Source organism: Amycolatopsis sp. NPDC051061, from assembly GCF_040682935.1.
GTDB lineage: Bacteria > Actinomycetota > Actinomycetes > Mycobacteriales > Pseudonocardiaceae > Amycolatopsis.
Genome location: NZ_JBFBBZ010000048.1, coordinates 49,515 through 70,961 on the forward strand (window position 1 = coordinate 49,515; position 21,447 = coordinate 70,961).

At 75.1% G+C, this 21,447-nt stretch carries 1 protein-coding gene; it reads right to left on the minus strand.

All coding sequences use genetic code 11. The features are described from left to right. Positions 1–6: 6 nt before the first annotated feature. Complete coding sequence (locus AB0N03_RS41835) at positions 7–21,174, minus strand: protein-glutamine glutaminase family protein (RefSeq protein ID WP_364384691.1); 21,168 nt, start codon at positions 21,172–21,174, stop codon at positions 7–9. Between the last annotated feature and the right edge of the window lie 273 nt (positions 21,175–21,447).

Sequence of the window (21,447 nt, forward strand, 5' to 3'; positions counted from 1 at the left end):
CCTTTCTCAGTCGGTTTCCGGATCGAGGGCGGCGAACGCGCGCCGGATCTCCTCGGGGTCGCCCGTGGCCAGCGCCCCCTCGCCCAGTTCGTGCACGGGTAGGTCGGTGTACACCACGACGTCGGCGGGCAGCCAGCCGCCCGGCACGTCGGCGAATACACCGGCGGTGATCGCCACCGGGGCCGGCGCCGCGACCGGGAGGTCGAGCGCGGCCAGCCGCGCGCTCTCCGCCGCGAACTCCGCGCGGAAGACACCGGCAACCTCCTCCGCCCGCTCCCGTCCGCGTCCGACGGTGTCGCCGTAGCCGACGATCTCCACCGCCGGCCGGGGAGCGCCGAGGCGCGAGCGCCACGCGGCCGCCCGGGCCACCTGACGGGCCGCCCGCCCCACTTCGGTGCTGTCGGCGCCGGGGCCGAGAACGTCCGCCTGCTCGATCCGGCCGGCGGCCAGATCGCTCAGCGGGATCGGCTCGGGCGGGGTGGCGTCCGGCCCGAACACCTCGCGCAGGTGGCCGCCGTCGCTGACGTACCGGGCCCCGTCGGCGACCAGCGCGGCGAAGCCGTCCGGCGCCAGCACCCGCAGCGGCCGGCCGTGGTCCCACGCCTGCTTCAGCAGGAAGGCGGAGCTGGGGCGGCCCGGTCCGGGGTGGACGTCGGCCAGGCAGCTGAGCAGGGTCAGCTCGACGGGCCCGGCCGGGCCCGCGCGCCGGAAGGCCGCACTGCCGAACAGGGCGGCCGCACTCGGCGCCCCGGCCAGCGTCACGCGGTCGCCCAGCCGGTGCGGGGAGCCGGCGAGCAGCCGGAAGTGGAAGCCCCGGCCCGGCGTGCCGTGCAGCACTGCGGCCCACGAACGGGTCGCGTCGGGCCGCACGGGCGTGAGGTAGGGCCGCCACACCTCGTGCTGACCGCCCTCGCCGTCCGGCTCGGTCGTGCCGGAGTAGTAGATCCGGCTCTGCGCGGTGGTGTCGTTCACCGCACCGGCCGCCATCAGGGCGCGGTCGAAGTCCCGGGCCGGGAAGTACTGGCCCCGTGTGCCCAGCTTCGCGTTCGCCCGTTCGTAGCCGGCCAGGTGCCGCGGTTGCGGCACGATCGGCGCGGCCCGCTCGAACCCACCGCCCACGCCGAGCACGCCGTCCGGGCGGAACTCCAGCTCACCCGCCGATCCGTACCAGGTCCGCGAGTAGCCGGCGGGCACGAACTCGTCGGCGAGCTCGGCCAGGCCCGTCACCGGGCCGCCGAGGCTCGCCAGCACGATGCCGGTCTCCTGGCCCTCTTCCCCCGCCACCGCGCCTTTGGTACCGAGCATCCCGCGCAGCTCCCGGCCGTCGCGCAAGGACCGGCCCAGCTCGCCCGCGGTCAGGTCCAGCTCCCGGCCGTCCCGGCGGAGGGCGCGGTAGCCGGTCTCGCTCCGGCGTGCGAACAACAGCACCGGACGCCGTTGCCAGGGCGTGAGCGCCCAGGTTCCGTCCCCGGCGAGGAACGCGGTGAGGGCGCCGGCGTCCTTCGCCGCCCACCGGCGGACCCGCGCGAGCACGTCGCCGTCCCCGGGGAACCGGACGAACTCGCCGATCGGCTGCTCCGCCGGGCCGGTGATCTCGGTGGTCCGCAGGTCGCCCGCCCGCGGCACCGACACCAGCGTGAGCGTGCCGTCCGCGGCTCGCACGTGGACGTCGTCGAAGAAGCCCGCCGCGCGCAGCGCACCGGCGAAGTCGAAGCCGAGGCCGCCGGGGCCCACCCGCACGTCGGCGGCACCGGTGTCGAGCACGACGGGCCGGCCGTGGGCGAGCTGCGGCCGGAATCCGGGATCGCGCAGCAGCAGTTCGCCCAGCGCGGTGCCGCCGAGGTCGGTGCGCTCGCCGTTCACCAGCTCGACCCGGGCCGAGGTCTCGGTCCCCGGCACGGCCACGACGAGGGCCTCCCCTTCGCCGGCGAACACCTCCGCGGTGCCGGCAAAAACGGTGCGGGCGCCGTCCCGGTGGTAGCGGACGTCGGCCGGGACCAGGGGCGGCCCCGCCGCGAACGGGTGGTCGACGACGAGGACGCCGTCCTCGCGAAGGCTCAGGGGCCCGGCGTAGTGGTAGGACAGCCACGGACCGGTCAGCTCGGCCAGCCGCGCCAGGAAGGCCTCGTTGAGCGAGTGGTCGCCCGGCGGGACGCCGTCGGCGTAGGTGATCACGGCCAGCGGCGGGCGCACCGGGCCGGCGGTCAGCTGCCGGAACTGCGCGCTCGCCGCCACCCGCTCCGCCATCTCGCCGGGTGTCAGCATGGCGTGGCGGCCGTCCCGCAGCGGCGCGAAGAACCGGCCGCCCGCGGCGCTCAGCAGCAGGCGCACCGGGTTCGGGCCGTCGGCCCAGTCCGCGGTCACCTCCACGGCGGTGACCTCCCCGCTCGTGTCGGTGCGGTTGAGGCCGTACAGGCGGTCGCTCTGCTCGGTCGTCCACTTGAAAGTGCCGGCGAGGTAGCCGGCCTGCTCGTCGCCGTCGGACACGCTCAGCACGGTCTCCCGGCCTTCCGCGTTGCGAGCCGCGAACCAGCGCACGTCGTCCGCCGTGACTTCGTGCGCGGGCACCGGAGCCGGCGCCGGGGTAGCCGGCGGCGGTGGCGTGCCGGGTGCCGCGGGCGCCTGGTCGCCGGTGAGGGTCAGCAGCGGCGCGCCGGACGGACCGCCGCCGAAGCGGGGACGGACTGGCGGTGTCCGGGTTTCGGGCCGGCTAAGCCACTCGAGGGCCTCCCCGAGGTCGGTCCGTCCGGTGTGGACGGCCGCCCCGGTCCTGGACAGCTCGATCCACTCCGAGCCGGCTTCGACGCGGCCGTCCCCCGTGATCCGCACCCCGCCGTGGGTCACCACGACCGGCGCGGCGACCTCGGCCAGGACGGCCGGTCCCAGCCGGGCCGCCCCACCCGGGACCGCCAGCACCAAGCGCAGTTCGGCGTCGTCCGGCGCCGCATCGACGGCGTTGATCAGCACCTCACAGGCCGCCAGGACCTTGCCGAACGCCGCGAACGGAACCGGATCGGTCGACCACAGCTCGACGGTGTCCCGCCCCGGCGTCACCGTCGCGGCGACGATCTCGACGCCGTCGTAGGCCGGCAGGCTCCTGACCGTGCGCAGGGCATCGCGCACGCTGTCGCCGCGCACCGGGTACACCCACCCGCGTGCCCCGGGACCGATGACGACCTGGGCCCGCAGGTGGTGGTCGTTGCCGCCCTGCTCCGACCACGGGGCGGTCCAGGCGTAGAGCTGCACCGCCAGTTCCTGTGCCGCCGGGCTCAGCGGCAGCAGCTCCAGGAAGTCCAGCAGCAGGCCGAGTTCTGCCTCCCACGTCGCGGCCGCCGGCTCGTGCCCGAGCAGCCGGGGATCGGCCATCAGCTCGTCGAGACGGCGGTGCAGCGACGGATCCTTCGCCGCCAGCACCATGGCCGCGGAGATCTCAGCGTGCACCTGCCACACCGAAACGTCGAGGGTGCCCGCCCAGAACCGGAACTCCAGCCAGTCACCGGCATCGCCGTCGATGTGCTGGAAGTTGATCGCGTCGGGCTTGCCGGTGCTGAGAGCCTGGACTTCGTCGGCCGAGGTGATCGTCGCGGGGTCCGGCGGGAGCGGGTTCGGTCCGACCATCCACAGCTTCCGCTGCAGCGCGGTGGTGCCGTAGTGGTTGCCCAGCCGGTACAGCAGGCCTTCGAACGCCTTGTTCAGCTGCGCCACCCGCCCGTACACCGGCAGTTCTGGTTGCTCGACGAAGCTGAAGTTCACGTGCCCGCCCACGTACGAGGCGTCGGGACGGCCGCCGTCGGGGCCGCGGTGCGCGTGGATGATGGCGAGCACCTTCGCGAGGTCGGCCCAGCTCCTGGCGGGCCCACGGAGAATCGGCGACACCACTTCCACGCCGCCCTTGTGAGCCCCTTCCCGCACGATCGTCCAGTCGCGGAAGCCGGCCGCGTCCAGCTTCGGGCGCAGGGCCGCCTCCGCGTCGGCGAATTCTTCGCCGAACAACTGGAATTCGATCTCGAAGCCGAACCGCGCGTCCGGCCGGCTGCTGACACCGCCGGGGACGCCGCCGGGGTGGGAGGTGAGCGGGTTCTCGTCGTCCTCGGCCTCGGTCACCGCGGCGGCGTAGGTGCGGCCCAGCTGCTGCAGCCGCAGTTCCCGCAGGCGGGCGGCCAGCCGCCGGGCACCGGCGAGCCGATCGGCGAGGTCGAGTGCGTCCACATCGGACAGTGCAACGGCCCGCAGCAGGCTCACGCGCCGGCTCCAGTCCCGGACCCGGTCGCGCAGTTCCGGCTGGTACGCCGCCGGGAAGGCCGCCAGGTGCCGCCGCAGCTGGGCGATCTCGTCGGAGAGCTGCCCGAACAGGGCGGGCACGTCGGGGCGCGCGTACTCGGGGTCGCTCTCGCCTTCGGCGTCCCGGTCGCTGTCGTAATCCGGATCCGTTTCGCCGTCGGCGTCCCGGTCCGAACCTTCGTCGACGTCGGTCATCGGAACGTCTTCGTCCGGGTCGTGCCCGGGCGCTTCCGGCAACGCGGCCGCTTCCTCCGGGTGCGCCGGCCGGGCGGACGCCGCCCCGGTCGTCATGCCCTGCGCCGCACTGAGCCGGTTGTGGTCCAGACCACGCAGGGCCGCGGGCGCGCCGGGGGTCCGGCCGAAGCCGAACAGTTCCGGGCCGAGCAGCTCGTGCCGGCCACGCCCACCGGCGCCCGCTTCCGCCATCCGCTCGAGCCGGGACCGCACCTCGGCGACGGTGACGGGTCTGGCGGGCGGGGTCGCCGCCGCACCGGTCTCCCCGGGCTCCGAGATTGGCCCGTGTCCCGCGTCCGGCGCCCCCGCGTGGCGGATCGCCACCGCGCCCGTCCCGGCCGGGGCCGGAGCCGGGTTCGGGACCTTCCCGGGAGCCAGCGCGCGGAAGGCCCCGTTCAGCTCCTGAACGGCCTTCTCCGAACGGTCGCCGCCGGCTACGCGTCGAACCGCTCGCTCGCCGAGTTCGTGCTGCGGCAGCCGGACCTCCAGGCGCGCCACCGGACCCGTCTGCGGAGGTGCTTCGGCGCCGAGCACGCGGACGGCGAGGTCGCCCGGCCGGACTTCGAGGCCGAGCCGGGCCAGCCGCAGCGCTTCTTCCTCCAGCTCGTGGCGGAACACCGCGGCCACCGCGTCGGCCCGCGCCCGGCCGGTTTCCTTCGCCTGTTTCCCGCCGCTGAGCAGACCGACCTGGCCGAACCCGCGGATCGTCACTTCCGGCAGGCCGGCGTGGTTGCGGCGCCGCCAGGCCGCGGCGCGCACGACCTGCTGCGCGACCCGGCGGACGACGGCGACCGCCGGCCCCGGCAGGGTCTTGCTCTTCGACGCGAACGTGAGCACCTCCGGCCGGATCCGACTGGCCGCGAGGTCGGCCAGCGGGACTTCGGGGGTGCGCTCGTGCTCCGGCAGCGCCTCGACGATCGTCCCGCCGTCCTCGACGACCCGGACAGCGGTCGAGGTGTCGACGATGACCCCCCGGGTCGCGCCGAACACCGCGCCCGGCCCCACGATGCGCCGCCACTCGAGCTTGAACCGCTCCGCGTGGGTCCGGCCGGTGCCGCTCTGGGGCGCCATCGTCCAGCACTGTCCCAGCTGGATCGACGCCCACGGGTCGAGCCCGGCCCGCCGGAACAGCTCGGTGCCCGCGACGAGCCGCGCGCCGGCCTCCGCGGTCAGCAGGACGGTGTCGCCGATGTGCAGCGACCGGTCGGTCTTCAGCGCGAACGGCATCCACCCACGGGGGCTGACGTGGCCGTCGAGGAACCACGCGGGGACGGTGCTGCCGGCCCACGGCGCGACGAGCGGCTCGAAGCGCGAACCGCCGTTCTCGCGGTTCGCGAACCGCCGCAGGTAGTACTGCTGCCGCACGGCGGAGTCGTACCGCGCAGGCAGGTACATGTCCTGGGCGTCGATCTCGTTCAGCGGAAAGAACTGGCCGTGGGTGCCGAGGGTTTCGTTGGCCATCGCGTAGGTGACGGCGTCGTCCGGCCCTGGGAGCGGAGCCGGTTCGGTGGCGAACTCCGTCCCGTTGGTGGCGAAGGTTCCGTTCTCGAACAGCGAGAAGCCGTCCGGCACGTGGTGCACGGCGCGCGAAAAACCGCCGGGCAGCAACGACTGCGTGAATTCGGGGACCCCCGTGGTGGCCCCGGTCAGCGCGGCGAGCACGAGCGAGCGGTCGTCGCGCTCACCGGAGCCGCGGCCGAGCGCCCGGCGCACGCGGACGTCGGTCCGCACGATCCGGGCCAGCGTCGCCGGGGTGAGCTGCAGGTGCACGCCGTCCTTCCGGATGGCGGTGTACCCCCGCGGACCCGCGCCGCCGAACAGGAACAGCGGCACCGAGCCTGCCGGCCACGGCGAGTCCGCCGATCCGGTGCCGGTCGCGTGGGTGCGCAGGCGCTCAGCTGTGGCGTGGCGCGCCCAGTGCCGGGCCAGCCGGACGGCCCGGCGGTCACCGGGGTAGCGCACGAACAGCGCGACCGGCGCACCGTCCGCGCCCGGCAGGACCTCGGTCCGCACGTCGCCGGCCCGCAGGTCGGACACAAGCAGGAACCCGGTGGTCCCGCCGGTGCCGATCCGATCCGGTTCGAGCACCGCCGGCCCGTCCGGGGCATGGACGTCGGGGAAGAATCCCGCCGACCGCAGCGCGCCGGCGAAGTCGAAGCCCAGGCCGCCGAAACCGGCCAGGGTGCTGTCGTCGCGGGCCACCAGCACCACCGGACGCAGCGGGTCGGCCGCCAGGCGCCGCCGGAACCGCGGGTCTGCCAGCAACATCTCCCCGAGCCGGCGACCGTCCACTTCGAGCACGGCGCCGGAGCGGGTGGCGAGGCGGGCGAACCGGCCGTCCGGGGAGTCGACCGCGACGACGATCGGCTTCTTCGGTGCCCAGAGCCCGTCCAGGTCGGCGGTGCCGTCCGCGACCGCGTCGAGGAACGCGGTCAGCACCGCGGTTTCCGCCGCCGGTTCGCGCGTCCCGCCCGGCACGGGGAACCCGAACACCCCGCCGCCGGCGACGTGCACCACGTCCGCCGTCGACGGCGGCGGGCCCTCGGTGAACCGGGTGCCCCGCGGGACGGTCACCATGGCGGTGTCGCCGACCGAGTACGGACCGGTGTGGTGGTAGGTCTCCCAGTGCCCGGTCAGCGCGCGCAGCTCGGCCAGCAGCCGCTGGACGGCTTCGCCCGCGGTGGCCGCCGCTTCCGGCGGGAGCGTGCCGAAGACGATCAGCGGCGGGCGGGCCGGGCCCGCGGTCAGCCGCCGGAACGCCGAGGACTGCGCCAGCAGCTGTGCGCTGCGCTCGGCGTCGAGCCGCCAGGTGCTGCCGTCGGACAGCGGGACGAGGAAGTCGTCGCCGTGGACGTCGAGGAAGAGCTCGACCGGGCGGGTCCGGGTGCCCTCGGTCGCCGCGGCCCACGCCTGCGTGGCCGGTTCCGGGTGCTCCTCGGCGTCGGCGTCGGCCTCCAGCACCGCACGCAGGCTGTGCTCGGTGGTGTGGCTCAGCTTGCCAGCCAGGCCGTCGTCCCGGCGCGCGGGCGAGGCGAAGCCCATGCCGAAGCGCCGTCCGTGCGTGTCCGCCAGCGGCAGCCACCGCACGTCGTCCGGCCGGATCGATGCCACCGGCTCGACGACGCCGTCGTGCTCCGGGACCGCGCGGCCAGCGGCGTCCAGCGTGAGCCGCTCGGTCAGGGCGGTCACCGTGCGGTACGGCCCGTCGCCCCGCAGCGCCTCCGCGAACTCCTGCGCCGCCGCGATCGTCCCGTCCGGGTCGGCGGGGTCGGCGCCGGCCAGGTGGACCGGCACCGACGGGTCGGCGGCGTGACGCCGGAACACCGGGGAGTTCCGCACGTGCCGGGCCAGGGTGGCGCCGTCGATCAGCGCGCCGCCGACCAGGAACTTGCCGCCGCGGCCGGTGACGTAGACGAAGAAAGGCTCGGCTTTGCCGGTCTTCGACGGCAACGCGTGGTGCAGGCGCCCCCAAGCGGCCCGCTCCGACGTGGCGCCGGCGTAGAAGCTGATCCCGCCGGCCGCATTCGCGGTGGGAGCGTGCTCCGCCCTCCGCGGCACGACCGGCACCGTCACGTCGACAGTGACCGGCCCCGGAGCGCCCGGGGCGATCCCGATCTCCGGCGTCGGCCGGCCCGGGTCCAGCGCGGCGCGTAGCAGGTCGGCGACGATCCGGGCGTCGCGCCGGTCGCCGACGACGCGGACGCGCGGCACCGGCAGCCCGGCGGCCTGCTGTGAGCGCACCGCCGACGACAGCGCGGCCGCCAGCGTCCGCAGGTCCACCGCCGCGGCCGGGTCGGCGAGGCGCGGCCGGGCAGCGTCGACGACGTAGTGCCGCCGCGAGCCAAGAGCGGCGCTCGTCATGTCGCGCCACGGTCCGCTCATCGCGGGCGGCGGGCCGAGGATGACGGAGTCGTCGTCCGGCGCGGCGTCGTCCGGCGCGGGTCGCACGGTGCCGTCCCGGCGCACCTCGACCCGGGTGCGGTGGCCGCGGACCTTACCCCGGAACCGGGAGTGCCGCAGGAGTTCCCGAAGCGTCCCCAGCCGGTCGCCCACCCGGCAGCTCAGGAAGACGAGTGCTGGCCAGGTCAGGGCGCCGGGCAGCCGCAGCCCGGTCAGCAGCCGCACCACACCGCGTTCGTCGAGCCGCACGACCCGCCCGCCGCGCGTGCGCACCAGGAAGCCGTGCTCGTCGTGGTGCAGGGCGACACCGAACTCCCCCGCCGCGCCGGCGCCGTTCCCGAACGCGTCCCGCAGCACACCGCGCTCGCGGTCCGAGAGCGTGAACCCGACACCCACTACGGCGCCGCCTCGATCGCGCAGCACCACGTGCTCGACATCGCCCGGCTCGACCTGCGTCGGCGAGGCGTCCGACGGCCGCGAAGCCGTCGCCGAGACCGCACGCCTGCGCCCGGACGTCGCGGTCCTCGACGTCCGGATGCCCCGCCTCGACGGCCTCGCCGCCTGCTCCGGCCCGAGCAGGTCCTCCAGCGGCACGGTGTCGGCGGGTTGTGACCCGCCGATGTGCACCTCGATGCCGTGCTGCATTCCGGTGGCCTGGTCCACGCCGGCGTCGACACGGTCGAGGACGTCGTCGGCCGAGATCCCGGACGCCCGGGGCGGGAGGAGGAGGTCGGGGTTCGGCCCGCGGGAGGTGTCGGCCGGGCCGTGAGCCAACACGACGGACGGGGGGCGGGCGGGGATCCCGGGAGCCTCGGTGGGGGTCGGCCGGGTTTGCTGCTCGGCCCGGCCGGTTGCCTGCCGCTCCCCGTGGGTCCGCGCCTGGGCAGCGCGGGCCTCCCGCTCGGCGGTTTGCCCGGCTTGCCGGCGAGCCTCCTGCTCGATCCTGGCCCGCTCGGCATCGCGGCGGGTTTGGTCGTTCTGCTGGTTCTGGTGGCGCTCGGTTTCGCGGTCCCACCAGTCCGTCTCCCGCCGATCCTGTTCCGCGCGCCAGCGTTCCGCATCGCGCTCGGCCATACGGCGGTTGTGGCGCTCCGCCTCGGCGCGGGCCAGCACCGCGGCCTGCTCCTCGATGCGGCGCACCCGCTCCCCCGCCGCTTCCGGGCGCGGGTCGGTGGGCTGCATCCGCAGTTCCCACTTGCCGTGGTCCCCGCGCGGGGCCCTGGCGATGAACTGGAGGCGCACCGTGAAGGTCAGGCTCTCGACAGAATCCACGGGGAAGCCGCCGCCGCGCAAGAGGCGGTCGACCTCCCCGCGGAGAGCCGTTCCGACCAAAGTGGACAGCTGCTCCTGGTGCGCGCGCAGGCGGGCGGGACCGTGCAGGGTGAACAGCACGTCGAACGCGCGGTGCCCGTTGCCCACCAGCTCGGTCACCTCCCGGCCGAGCCCGGCCAGCCGCGCGGTCTCCTGCGGGGTGAGGGCGGGCGGGCCCGTCAGCTGCCCGGCCAGCCGCACCGGGCTGCCCGACAGCCGCAGATAGCGCGCCAGGTCGGACTCGGCCGCCGGAACCGCCACCGGCTGCCCGACCGAACCGGGCTCGACACCGGTCGCCGGAACCGCCGTCGGCGGCTGCGCGACCGGACCGATCTGCCCGCTGCTCGACGCGGCCGGATCCGGCTCGGCCCGCCGTGGGGTCGCCCGGTCCCCCGGCTCCGGCGTCAAGTCATGAAGGGTGTTCCAGTCGGCAGGGCCCTCCTCCGGTGCCGCTTGCTGCGGTACCGCTCGGAAGCGCAGCTCCCAGCCGCCGAAGTCGGTGCGCTCCGGGTCGGACTCCCGGTCGCCGTTCCAGCTGATCTCCACCTCGGCCGTCGAACCCACCGGGAACCCGCCACCGGCCAGGACGTTATCCACCGACCGGCGGAAGGCTCCTTCGACCACCGCCGCCATCTGGTCGTGCCGCGCCTCCGGGGCGTTGAGGTCCAGCTGTACCTCGAACGTCCGGTGCCCCTCGGTCACCAAGCCGGCGAACCGGGCGGCCACGGCCGCCGCCTCGGCCGTGGACAGCACCGGGCCGCCCTGCTCGGTGAACCGGCCGCGGACCACCGGGTCCGGCACCTGGGCCGGGAAGTCGGGTCCTTGACCGGCGTCGAAGTCGATCAGGTCGTCCATCAGCGCGTCGAGGGCCGGGTCGTCCGCCGGGAGGAAGCCGTCGGGCTCCAGGTCAGCGAACGGCACCGGGGCCGTCCACTGTGGATCGAAGTCCTCCTCCAGCAGCCGCTCCAGATCGTCGAACACCGACGCTCCGCGCGGGCGCGCCGGCTCGGGAAACGCGTCCGGCATCACCGTGTCGGACGCCTCGTGACCGGCTTTCTCGCCGGCACGCTGTCCCTGTTCCTGGTGACCAAGGGCAACCGGTGACGGCGCTTCGGGACCGCTCTCCACGAGCCGCAACCCGGGGCCGTTTTTCCCTTGCGGCGCCGGGGAAATCCGGACGTGGTCGCGCAGGATCGTTGCCACCGGGGGCAGGCCGGGGTGGCCGGTCAAAGCCGCGCGGACCAGAGCCTCGACCCGGGCGAGGCGGCCGGGGAGCACACCTGCGGGGCCCTCGACGGTGATGGCGAGCGTGGGCGCGAGCTCGCTGTCGGCCAGGCGGGCGAAGAAGCCCGCCAAGGCCCAGCCCAGCCGCCGCTCGGCCACCACCGGCAGCCGGACGCTGTGGGTGAGGAACCCGGCCGTCAGCCGCCGCGCGTCGCCGTACCAGCCGGGAGCCCGCCGAAGAGCGGCGATCGCCGCGAACACGACTTCGCCGTCATAACCGCCGCCGCTGCCCTCGTACCAGCTCCAGGTAACCGGCAGGCGGTCGAGGGTGGCGTCGTCGACGCCGGCCGCCCGCATCCCGTCGTGCAGGAAGCCGAGGAGGTCCGCAGTCAGCGCCGCCCGCGCTCCGGCGTCGTGGGCGGTGATCCGCGAGCGCACCGCGATCCGCAGGTCCGGCAGCTCCAGCTCCGGCCGCGCGACGACCTCCCGGCCCTGCTGCCGCCCGAACTCCGTGAAGGCCACCCGGTCCGGTTCGAACACCAGCAGGCCGCGCCGGCCTGCCGTGCGGAAGTGGCCCACCACCCGCCCCGAGGTCTCCGGGTCGGACACGTCCAGCAGGACGGCGGCGGGAGTGCCCCGGTGGACGTACCGCTCGAACCGCACGGCGTCGGGCAGCAGTGCCGCGACGCGCCGCGCGGTCTCCACGTCCGGGTGCCCGGCGAGCACCTCGGTGGAGGCCGCTTCGACAAGCTCCCGGACCTCCCGCGTGCGGGTCTCGTGGTTGACCGGCGACGGGTGGACCACGGCGATCCGCAGCTGCTGCCCGCTGTCCGGCTCGGCCAGCAGCCGTTCGACGAAACCCTGCACGATCCAGGCGGCCCGGCGGCGGGCCGCCTGCGGCAGGACCGGCAGCTGCGGCAGGAAGAACGCCGTCGACTGCTGCGCCGCGCGGTGCTCGGCCGCAGTGAGCCGGGGCGTCTCGTGCACGGTCACCCGGAGGGTCACCGGGGCGCCAGTGGCCGGGACCTGCTCGGTGAGCAGGGTGAACTCCAGGCCCGGCGGCACGGCACCCCGCGCCGCGACCGCGGCCAGCAGCACGTCGCGCAGCCGGCGGTGCTCGTCGGTCAGGTGCCCGTGCCCGGACCGGTGGCCCGCGCGCACGGACAGCCGGACGTCGGGCAGCTGCTCCCCGCGCTTCGCGCGCTCGGCGACCTCGCGGGCGAAGCCGTCCGCGAAGCGGTCCAGCTCCGCCCGGGCGGCACCGGGCAGGCCCCCGCCGGGTTCCAGCGTGCTCGTCCACTGGCCGAGCACGGGGTCGTTGCGCCGCATGACCCGGCCGGCGTCCGTCCGCGTCAGCGTGCCGACCGGCGGGAGCTCGGGCGCCGGGCCGGCCTCGGGGACGCGGCGGGCGGGAGCCGGGGCGGGCGGATCCGCGCCGTCGGTCCAGTCCACGCGCACGCCCGGTTCCGGCGAGGTGCGGTCCAGCTCGTGTTCGGGCCCGGTGATGTCGGCGAACAGCTCGGCGTGCTTGACCGACGTCTCGTGGCGGAACGCGATGTGGTCACGGATCACCCGCTCCGCCGTCAGCGCGGTGTCCTGGCCGAGCAGCGCCCGCAGGGCCGCGTTCACCCAGGCGGTGAGCTCGTCGGTCCGCGCCGCGATCAGGCCGGCCGAGGACCGCAGGTCGAGCAGCAGCCGCGGCGGGTCGCCGGCGCCGTCGGTGTCGTCGGTGTCGCGGATCCGCTCGACCAGGCCCGCCAGCAGCAGGTCGAGGCGGCGGCGCGCGGCGTGCGGCAGGGCGGCCGCGCGGGGGCTGTAGGCCGCGTTGAAGGTACGGGCGGCCCGGTAGGCGTGCCGCGACGAGTGCGGCGCCCGGTGGACGGTCACCTCGAGGCCGGCTGCCCGGCCGCGCTGCCTGCCGTCTTCGACGTGGTCGAACGCGAGCTCCGGGGCGGTCACGTCCCGGTCTTCGAGGCCGGACCGGAATTCGTCCTCCAGCAGCGCGAATAGCGTGGGCCCGTGTGCCTGCCGCCGCGCCGCGGTGTCGTGGAGGGCGAACCGGACGTCCGGCAGGTCCCCGTCGTGCTCCAGCAGGAGGGCGGTGTTGCGGCCGACCAGGTCGACCAGCGCGCCGAGCGACGCCTGGTCCTCCGGCGCCAGCCGCAGCGGACCGTCTCCCGGGAGCTCGACCGCCCAGCGGCGCACGACCGGGTCCGTCCGCGCCGCGGTGCCCCCGGACCCGTGCCGGGGTGCCCCGGTGGCCGCGGGCAGCGGGACGAGCTCCGCTTCGGGCGTGGAACGGGCGTCCGCCATCTCGGCGTCGGCGGAACCCGCCCGCGGGCCGGGGCCGGGCTCGGGCTCGGGGATCGACGGCAGGGTCACCGTCGCCGAGGCCTGGCCCGCCCGGAACGAGTAGTCCCCGTCCGAAGTGAGGTGCAGCTGCGGCATCAGCTCTTCGACCGACGGCAGGTCCGCCACCCCCCGGGCCGCGCCTTCGGCCACGGTTTCGGTGAGCGCCTGCCGCACCAGCGCGGTGAACCCGGCTGCGCGCTCGGCGTGCGCGGCCGCCACCTCGTTGATCTGGCCCCGGACGGCGACCAGCACCGGCGGCAGCGGCCGGAGCCCGGCCCGGATCGCCCGGACGGCCGCGCCCTGCACGGCCCAGCGCACCCGGTTCGCGTGCGCGACGGGCAGCAGGGCCGAGCGGTGGGCGTAGTCGACGTCCAAGGTCTCCGCGGTCCGGTGGTCGGCGATCCGCCGCCCGGGGCCGGGGTGGGTCCACAGCTCGACCCGGCGATCGGTACCCGCGGCGAAGACCGCCACGGTGACGGCCAACGCTGTGCTGTCGGCGGTGTACCGCGGCTCGCCGTCCTGGAGTGCCCGCAGCTCCGCGTCGATCAGCAGGCGGAAGCGGTCCGCCAGCTCCTGCACGGCCGCCCGCTCCCACGCGGCGCCGCCGTACCCGGTCAGCCGGATGTCGAGCCCCTCGCGGCCGTCGCGGGCGAGCTCGAGCAGCCGGCCGGCGAACGCGCGGGCCAGGTCCGCCAGTGCGGCGTCGTCGGCGCCGCGCAGCTGCCGGTTCCGGTCGAACCGGCCGGTCCACTCGTGCGTGGCCTCTTTCCAGTGCGCCAGTTCCCCGGGTCCGGCCGCGAAGGCCAGCGCACCCGCCGCGTCCCCGGCTCCGTCGAACGCTTCGCCGGGGGCACCGGGACGCGGGGGCATCGGCACGAAGCCGCCGTCGTCCGGTGCGGCGAGGAGCGCGTCTAGCTCGGCGTGGCGGTTCGGCAGGATCTGCCGCAGGTACTCGCCGAACCGCGGCACGTCGTCCAGCAGCCCGGCCCGGTCCGGGCTGCCGGCGAGGATCGACCGCACCGCGGCGAACAGCTGGTCCTCGGTCACGACGGTGCCGCTCGCGTCCGCGTGCACGTACAGCCCGGTGACGTGGTCCCGGACCCGCCCGGCCAGCTTGCGCCGGGCGGCGATTTCCGTGTGCCGGACCAGCTGGCTTTCCTCGGCGCGGAGGGATGAGTCCCAATCGCGCAGCGACCGGTACGCCGGGATCTCGTCGATGCTCACCAAGTCCGGCGGCGCGTGCGAGTCGGTGACGACGGCGTAGGGCTCCTTCACGTACCCGTCTGGGCCCCAGAGGTCGGCTTGCGCGCGCAGGACCGTCATGAGGGCGGAGACCGTCTCGAGCGAGCCTTCGAACAAGGGCTGCGAAAGCGGCACGCCGAGGCGGGAGAACCACTCCGCCTGCGTCAGCGGGAGCTCCGCCACCGACGGGTCAAAGACCATCCACTCCGGGGCGCCCGACCTGCGGACGTAGACCAGGGGAGCGATGTGGTAGAGCCAGTCGATTTCGCCGTCGAAATCGCCGAACTCGGTGCTCGGGGGCGCGATCCCGTTCTCGTCGGCCACGAAGATGGCGCGGGTGTCGGCACCGAGCTGCTTCAGCTTCAGCGTGCCGAGGTGCGCGCGGAGGTAGCAGCCCCCGTCGGTGTACTCGTGGGGCACCGGCAGGGACCGGTCGCGCAGGTCCAGCGTCAGGGCGCGCAGTTCCCGCATCCACTCCAGCGCGGCGTCCCACTCCACGGCGGTCGGAGCCGCCCAGTTCCGCCACGCCGCCACGTCCGGCGCCGGGTGCGCGAACACGTGGTCGAGGTAGTCGGATTCCTCCGGCAGTGCGGCGCGCAGGTCCGCTTCCAGGTCGCGCGGCTCGCCGCCGTCGCGGACGGTGACCTGCCGGTAGGCGCCGGCCACCGCCCACAGCGCCCGCTGGTTGCGGTCCAGCCGGTCCAGCAACGCCAGCGCGTCGCCTGCGGCTTCCGTAGCGATCCAGTCGGCGACGACCGCGGCGAAGCGCTGCACGCCGGGCAGGTCCGGCAGGTCTTCGCCGGTGTCGGTCCAGATCCGCGGCACCGGTGGCGCTTCGGCGGGGTCGAGGTGGGCGCCCGCGGTGGGACGGAACCGGTCCAGCACCCGGTGGGCCTGCTCCTCGGTGAGCCGGCCCGTCTCCTGCGCGTGTTCGAGCGCGGTCGCCAAACCCGTTCCGGCGACCTGGGCGAACGCCGCCGCGAACACCGCGCCGTCGCGGCGCACGTTGGCTTGGCGCAAGATGTTCAGCACTTCCCGGAAGTCCACCGGACCCGGGCCGGCGAGCTGGTCGCGCAGCCGCTGCGCGTACGGCCCGTCCGCCACCGGAACCAGGTCTTCCCCGCCGAGCCACGGCCCGTCCGCCCCGGTGAGGTCCCGCAGCGCTGGTGTCGCGGGCAGCGGGTTCCACCCGGCGACCGGGCCCAGCTGGCCCACCATCGTTCGCTCCAGCAGCCACGCGTGCCGCGGCTTGACCACCGCGCCCTTGTGGACGGCCGACCCCATCGGCCCGTCGTCGGTGGTTACCCGGCTGAGCCCGGTCCACCGCAGGAAGACGCGGTTCTCGTCCAGCACCTCGTCCACCAGTCCCAGGAAGTGCAGCACCTCGTGCGCCAGGGCCTGTCCGTCGCGGGCGTTCCACCGGGTCTGGTGGCTCTGGCGCGGGTCGGCAGCCCCCAGCAGGACGACGCCGGCGTGCGCGGGTTCGTCCGCGCCGACGAACTCGACGCGCACGTGCAGCTGGTCCCCGCCGGGCACCCGGAGCCCGCTGGTGACGCCCAGAGCGTCCAGCCCGGCCCGCACCTGCGCCTCGATGGTGCGCTGCTCGTCGCCGGTCACCGCGGACGCGTCCAGCCGCAGCCGCACGGTGTACTCCTGCACGAACCGGCTCGGGCGCACCTCTATCCGGCGCACGTCGTAGCGCACCAGGTGCACGTAGCGGTCCAGCCGCAGCCGGCGCCCGTCCGGCCCCAGCTCCGCCCGCACCTTCGGATCGGCCAGTTCCGTGTCCACCGTGCGCACGTCCGCGCCGGCGCGCAGGTGCTCCCACCCGGCCGGCCGCAGCGGGTCGGCGAGCGGAGCGAACCAGCCGGCCGACGCGGCCAGGCTGTGCCGCCAAGTCTCGTCCGCCAGCGGATCCCCGTCCCGCGGCGCTTCCACAGCGCTTCCGGCGGCGGAGGCCGGTGCCGGGTCGGGCGGCGGCATCGGCACGAAGTCCTCGTCCGGGGAGACGGTCCGGTCCGCCCGCGAGTGGCGCCGCCCGCGGGCGCGGGCGCTTTCGGCCTGCTGGCTCCGCCCGTTCGCGGGTGCCAGCTGCACGACCTCGTCGAGGTCGTAGCGGGCCGGCGCGTCGGCGGGGAACGGCTCGTCGAACGCCGCGGGATGCTCCTCGCCGCCGGGCAGCACCTCGACCCACCCGCCGGCTTCGGCTTCGGCGAAGAACGGCGTCCCATCGACGTGGTACCGCACCGAGCCGACCCGGCCCACCCGGCTGCTCCACCCTTGCGGCTCCTCGAACCCGACGTACAGCAACCCCACCGGCCGGAACACCGGCACACCCGCCGCCGCCCGCAAGTCCCGGACGAACTCCGCCAAGAAGTCCACGTTGGACGCCCACACCCGCAACGCATCCACCCGGTCCCAGCCCGCCGTGCGCAACGTCTCCATCACCGCCTGGACGTCACGCACGCCGTGCTCGATCAAAACCAGGTCGAACTCCCCGTCCCGGCGCGGGAACCACTGCGCCGCCCCGGCCACGGCCGAAGCCCGGTCACCGACGACCACACCCGAGCGCACTCCGGTGACCTCGAACCCACCGGCCGAGCCCAACGGCTCGAACCGCACCCCGTCCGGGTCGTAACCGGGCCGCGACAGCCCGCGGTGGCGCCGCATCACGTCCTGTGCCGTGCCCCGCCGCCTCGGCGACACCCCGCTCCCGCCGGCGGCCGGCTCCGCGAAGCCCGCGTCCGCCGGGCCGGTCCACACCGGGAGGTCGAACTCGAAGCCGGCGAGGCCGGCCCCCGGCTCGAACTCGAACACCCCCTGGTCGCCGAAGAACGCGTTCAGGGCGTCGAACGCGCCCGGGTCCGGCTCGAACGCCGGCGCGTCGCCGAAGGAGGGGTCGAAACCGCCGGACGCCCACGAGGGGTCGAAGTCCGCCATGAACTCGTCGACGTCGAAGCTGCCCTCGGCCACCGGCTGTTCCGGCCCGGTTTCCTCCGGTCGCGCCGGACCAGCGTCTTCGGCAGCGGGGACGGCGGGGCTGTCCGGTCGCGTGTCCGGCGCGGCCGGCTCGCCGGGGACGTCGTCCAGCACCAACGCCGGTGCGTCGGCCGGCTCCTCAACGACCCACAGCGGATTGCCGGCGACCATCGCCTCCACCGCCGGGACGTGGTGGGCCGGAATCACCGACAGCCGCAAGTCCACGCCCGGGGCATCCCAGTCGGTATCTACGTAGAACCGGAAGTGGGCGTCGATGAACGCATCCGCGTCCTGGGGCCCGCGGGGCATAGACCGCAGGACCGCCGCGGCCGCGGACCGCACCGAGCCCACCCGCTGCTGGAACTGCTTCGTTGTCCTGGCGACCAGTTCGACCAGCAGCAGGGGCTTGTCCGTTGCGCCCACCACGGTGCCGACAGCGGCCTTCAGCCACGTGCTCAGTTGCCACTCCATCGCCGGCGACAGCTCGTTCATCTCCGGCCGCATCACCGAATTGGTTTCGTTCGCGGCGGACTTGCCGAGGAAATTCCCTTCCCACCGGGGCACGGCCGCGATCTGCTCCCCGGTCAGCAGCGGGGTGGGCTGCACCGTCACCGACGCGCGGGGGATGATGATCGACGGCGACAGGTAGATGAACTCGTGGAACCTCCACCCGGAGGCGTCCACGCCGTACTCGCCCAGCCATTCGCGCAGCTGCCCGACCACGAAGTCCAGCGTGTCGTCTTCGTACCTGACCAGGGAGCGCGGCTGGCTCAACCGGATCCGGACGTCCGGCATCCCCACCTTTCCGCGCACGGCTTTCCACTGCGTCGCGATCGCCTGCGTGAACGCCTTCAGCTCCGTCAGTTCTTGCCGGGCCAGCGAAACCTCCGCCGGCGAACGCTCTTCGAGCCGACGGGCCGTCCTCAGCTGTTCCCGCGGCCGCTTCCGCCGCGGGACGACGGTCAGCTCACCGTGCCAGGGCGGCACGACCAGGCGCGAGGGCCCGGGCACCGCCACGCCGCGCGACACCGCGGACGCGCGCCCGTCGCCCACCACCACCGAGCCGGCCGTCAGCTTCCGCGGCCACTCCGGAACTACGTGCACCTGCAAGTCCACGACCACGCGGTCGCCCAGCGCGTCGCCGAAGACGTCGACCAGCAACCGGTTCAGCTCCGCCGTGTGCGAACCCCGGTCCGCTTTCGCGCCGGGCCCCGACACCAGCCGGATCGACACGGTCACCGGCTCCGGCCGCTCGCCGCCGGCCCGGACTCGCTGGGCGACGTCCCCGAGCATCCACCGCAGCCGCCACTCCACCACCGGCGCCAGCGCCACTTCGTCCGGTTCGAACACCAGGTCCAGCACCCGGGCCGCCCGGTAGCCCGCGATCGATCCGCCGGGATCGCGCCGCAGCCACACCTCCAGGCCGGAGGAGTGGCCGTGGTGCGCGCGCACCACGGCGGAGACGAACCGGGCCGGGTGGCCGCCGGACAGGCCGGGGTGCCCGGCCCGCTGCGCGGCCTCGGCCAGCAGGTTCCCGACGCGCTGCCGGTCGTCGTCCGCTATCCGGCGCCGGTCCGTGGGTGTCTCGGAGCGCTGCCGGTAGTGGACGACCTCGATGTGAAGCGGTTCGATACCGGCGGTCTCGCGGGTGCGCAGCAGCGGGAAGACGGCGTCCACCCAGTGAATCAGAGCGCGCAGGTCCGCCTCGGGCAGGGTCAGCGCGCCCCGCCACTGCAGCCCGATCTGCCCGGGCTCCTGCCACCAGTTCTCCAGCGCCTTGCCCGCGGCCAGCCGCCTCCGGCGGGCTCGGTACTCCGCCTGCCTGCGCCTCTGCAGGGCGTTTCCCTCCTGCCGGGCGGGCTCGACCGCGGGCCCCGACATGCCGATGACGATGCGGGCCACCGGATGCCCCTTCGGCTGGACCTCACTCGCCGTGACGGTCACCGCGGGCGGCCGGAGGGTGATGCCACCCTGCCCGGCCACGGTCTTCGCCGCCTCGGCCGCGGCCTCCCGCACGAGTTCCCGTACCCAGGCGGCCAGGTGCTCCCGCCGGGCCTCGCCCAGGGCGGCGGGATCGCGCGCGATCCGCACGGGTACCAGCGTGATCGGCTCCACCGCAGCGGTCCGGTCACCGGCCGCGAGGGCGTTCGCGGTCGCGCGTGCAACCGCTCCGGACACCACCTGCTCCACCTGCCACGCGCTGGCGTCGGTCAGCTTGGTGGAGCCCTCGACGAAGGCCAGCCCGGTCAGCTCACGCGCGTTCCGGTAGTCGGCCGCCGTCCAGCCGGGGTGCGCGTCGGGGTGGACCGTCAGCAGGATCCCGGTGCGGTAGTTCCCCGCCTCCGTTTCGGCCTTGGTCAGCGGCCGGTCGCCCACCGGGAAGGTCAGCTCCAACACGGCCGGCCCGGCGTGCGGCGAGCCCGGCCACGGGGCCAGCGCCGCGGCGAAGCCGCGGCTGACGTGCTGGACGACGTGGTTCGAGGCGGCGTCGAGAGTGGCCTTTTCGGCCGCCGTCTTCACCGGGTGGTGGTGCGCGGTGATCCGGAAGTCGACCGGCGGCCGGTCGGCGTCGCGGCGTTCGAGGGACTCCTGCGCCGCCCGGTCCAGCCAGGCGTCGAGCGGGGCCTGCTCGTGCGCGTAGATCCCCTCCTGCGCACTCTGCAGGCTGGTCGACCACACCTCGCCGGTGTCCGCTCCCGCGGGGTCACCGAGGGAGAGGCGAACCGGGATCTCCCCGTGCCGGGCCGCGCCCTGGTAGCGGACCTTCACCTCGGGAACGGGGCCGGGCGCCGAGTGGCCGTCGTCCAGCCCTTCGCCGACCAGGCGCCGGAAATGAGCTTCGCGTTCGCCGTGCGCTTGCTCGGTGTCGCCCCTCACCTGGCCGACCTCGAACACGAACGCCGGCAGCGCCGCGCCCTGCGCGCGCCGGGCAGCGCCCGCCGCCACCAGCCGAACCAGGTCCGCCTCCACCTCGGGCAGCTCGTTCGTGTTGCCGAGCAGGGTCAGCACCAGCGAAGTCCGGTCCCGGTACTGCGCCAGCGGCACGCCACCCCCGTCCAGGCGGCGGACCAGTTCGAGCCGCACGTTCCCGGGCCGCGACGTCAGCAGCACCTTGGTGATCTTGACGTCGGACGCTCCCGCTTCGGCCAGCTTGCCCAGTACCTGGGCGTGGGCGCTCAGCAGCCGTGGCAGCACGGTCTGCAGGAGCTTCCCGCCGCTCTCCGCGATGGACAGCACCAGCCGCAGGTCCACGGACGTCCGTTCGGCGTCGCGCCGGGACCGCTGCTCGGCCAGCACCGCGGCCACCTGCCCGACCAGCAAGTCCAGGTCCGCCGGGTCTACCACGGTCGAGAATCTGCCCGCGAAGTGGCCTTCCCACAGCTTCTGCGGGCCCTGGGCGGCATTCGCGCTTCCCGTCGCTGCCGACGCCGAGGACGACGCTGTCACGGCGGCCTGGCGCTTGGCGCCGCGCCACACGTCGGTGGCCCACTTGGGGGGCAGCTGGAACCCGGAAAGCCGCTGGACCTCGGGCCCGGTGACGGCGCGGCCGGTGCTCGGGTTGACCACCCCCGCCATGTCCAGGATCCACGCCCGCACCAGGTCCCAGACGGGCCCGGCCCGCCGGACCTCATTGATCGGGGCAGCGTACAACGGCGGCAGCTGGGGCAAGGCTTGCTCGAACCGGCTCCGCCACGTCTGGGAGCCGTCCCAGACCGTCGGCCGCCAGGTGCGCAGCTGCTCCAGCGCCGAGACGGCTCCGGAGCCCGCGGCCGGGCCTGGCTCGCCCGTGGCGGACGCCCCAGCTGCGGAGCTTTCGCCCGCCTCGCTGCGGGCGCCGCGCGCCCCACGGGTCCGAGGCGCCCCGACACCGGCAGCCAGCTCCCGCGCCAGGTCGGTGACCCGCTGCTCGGCCTCGGGAACGGG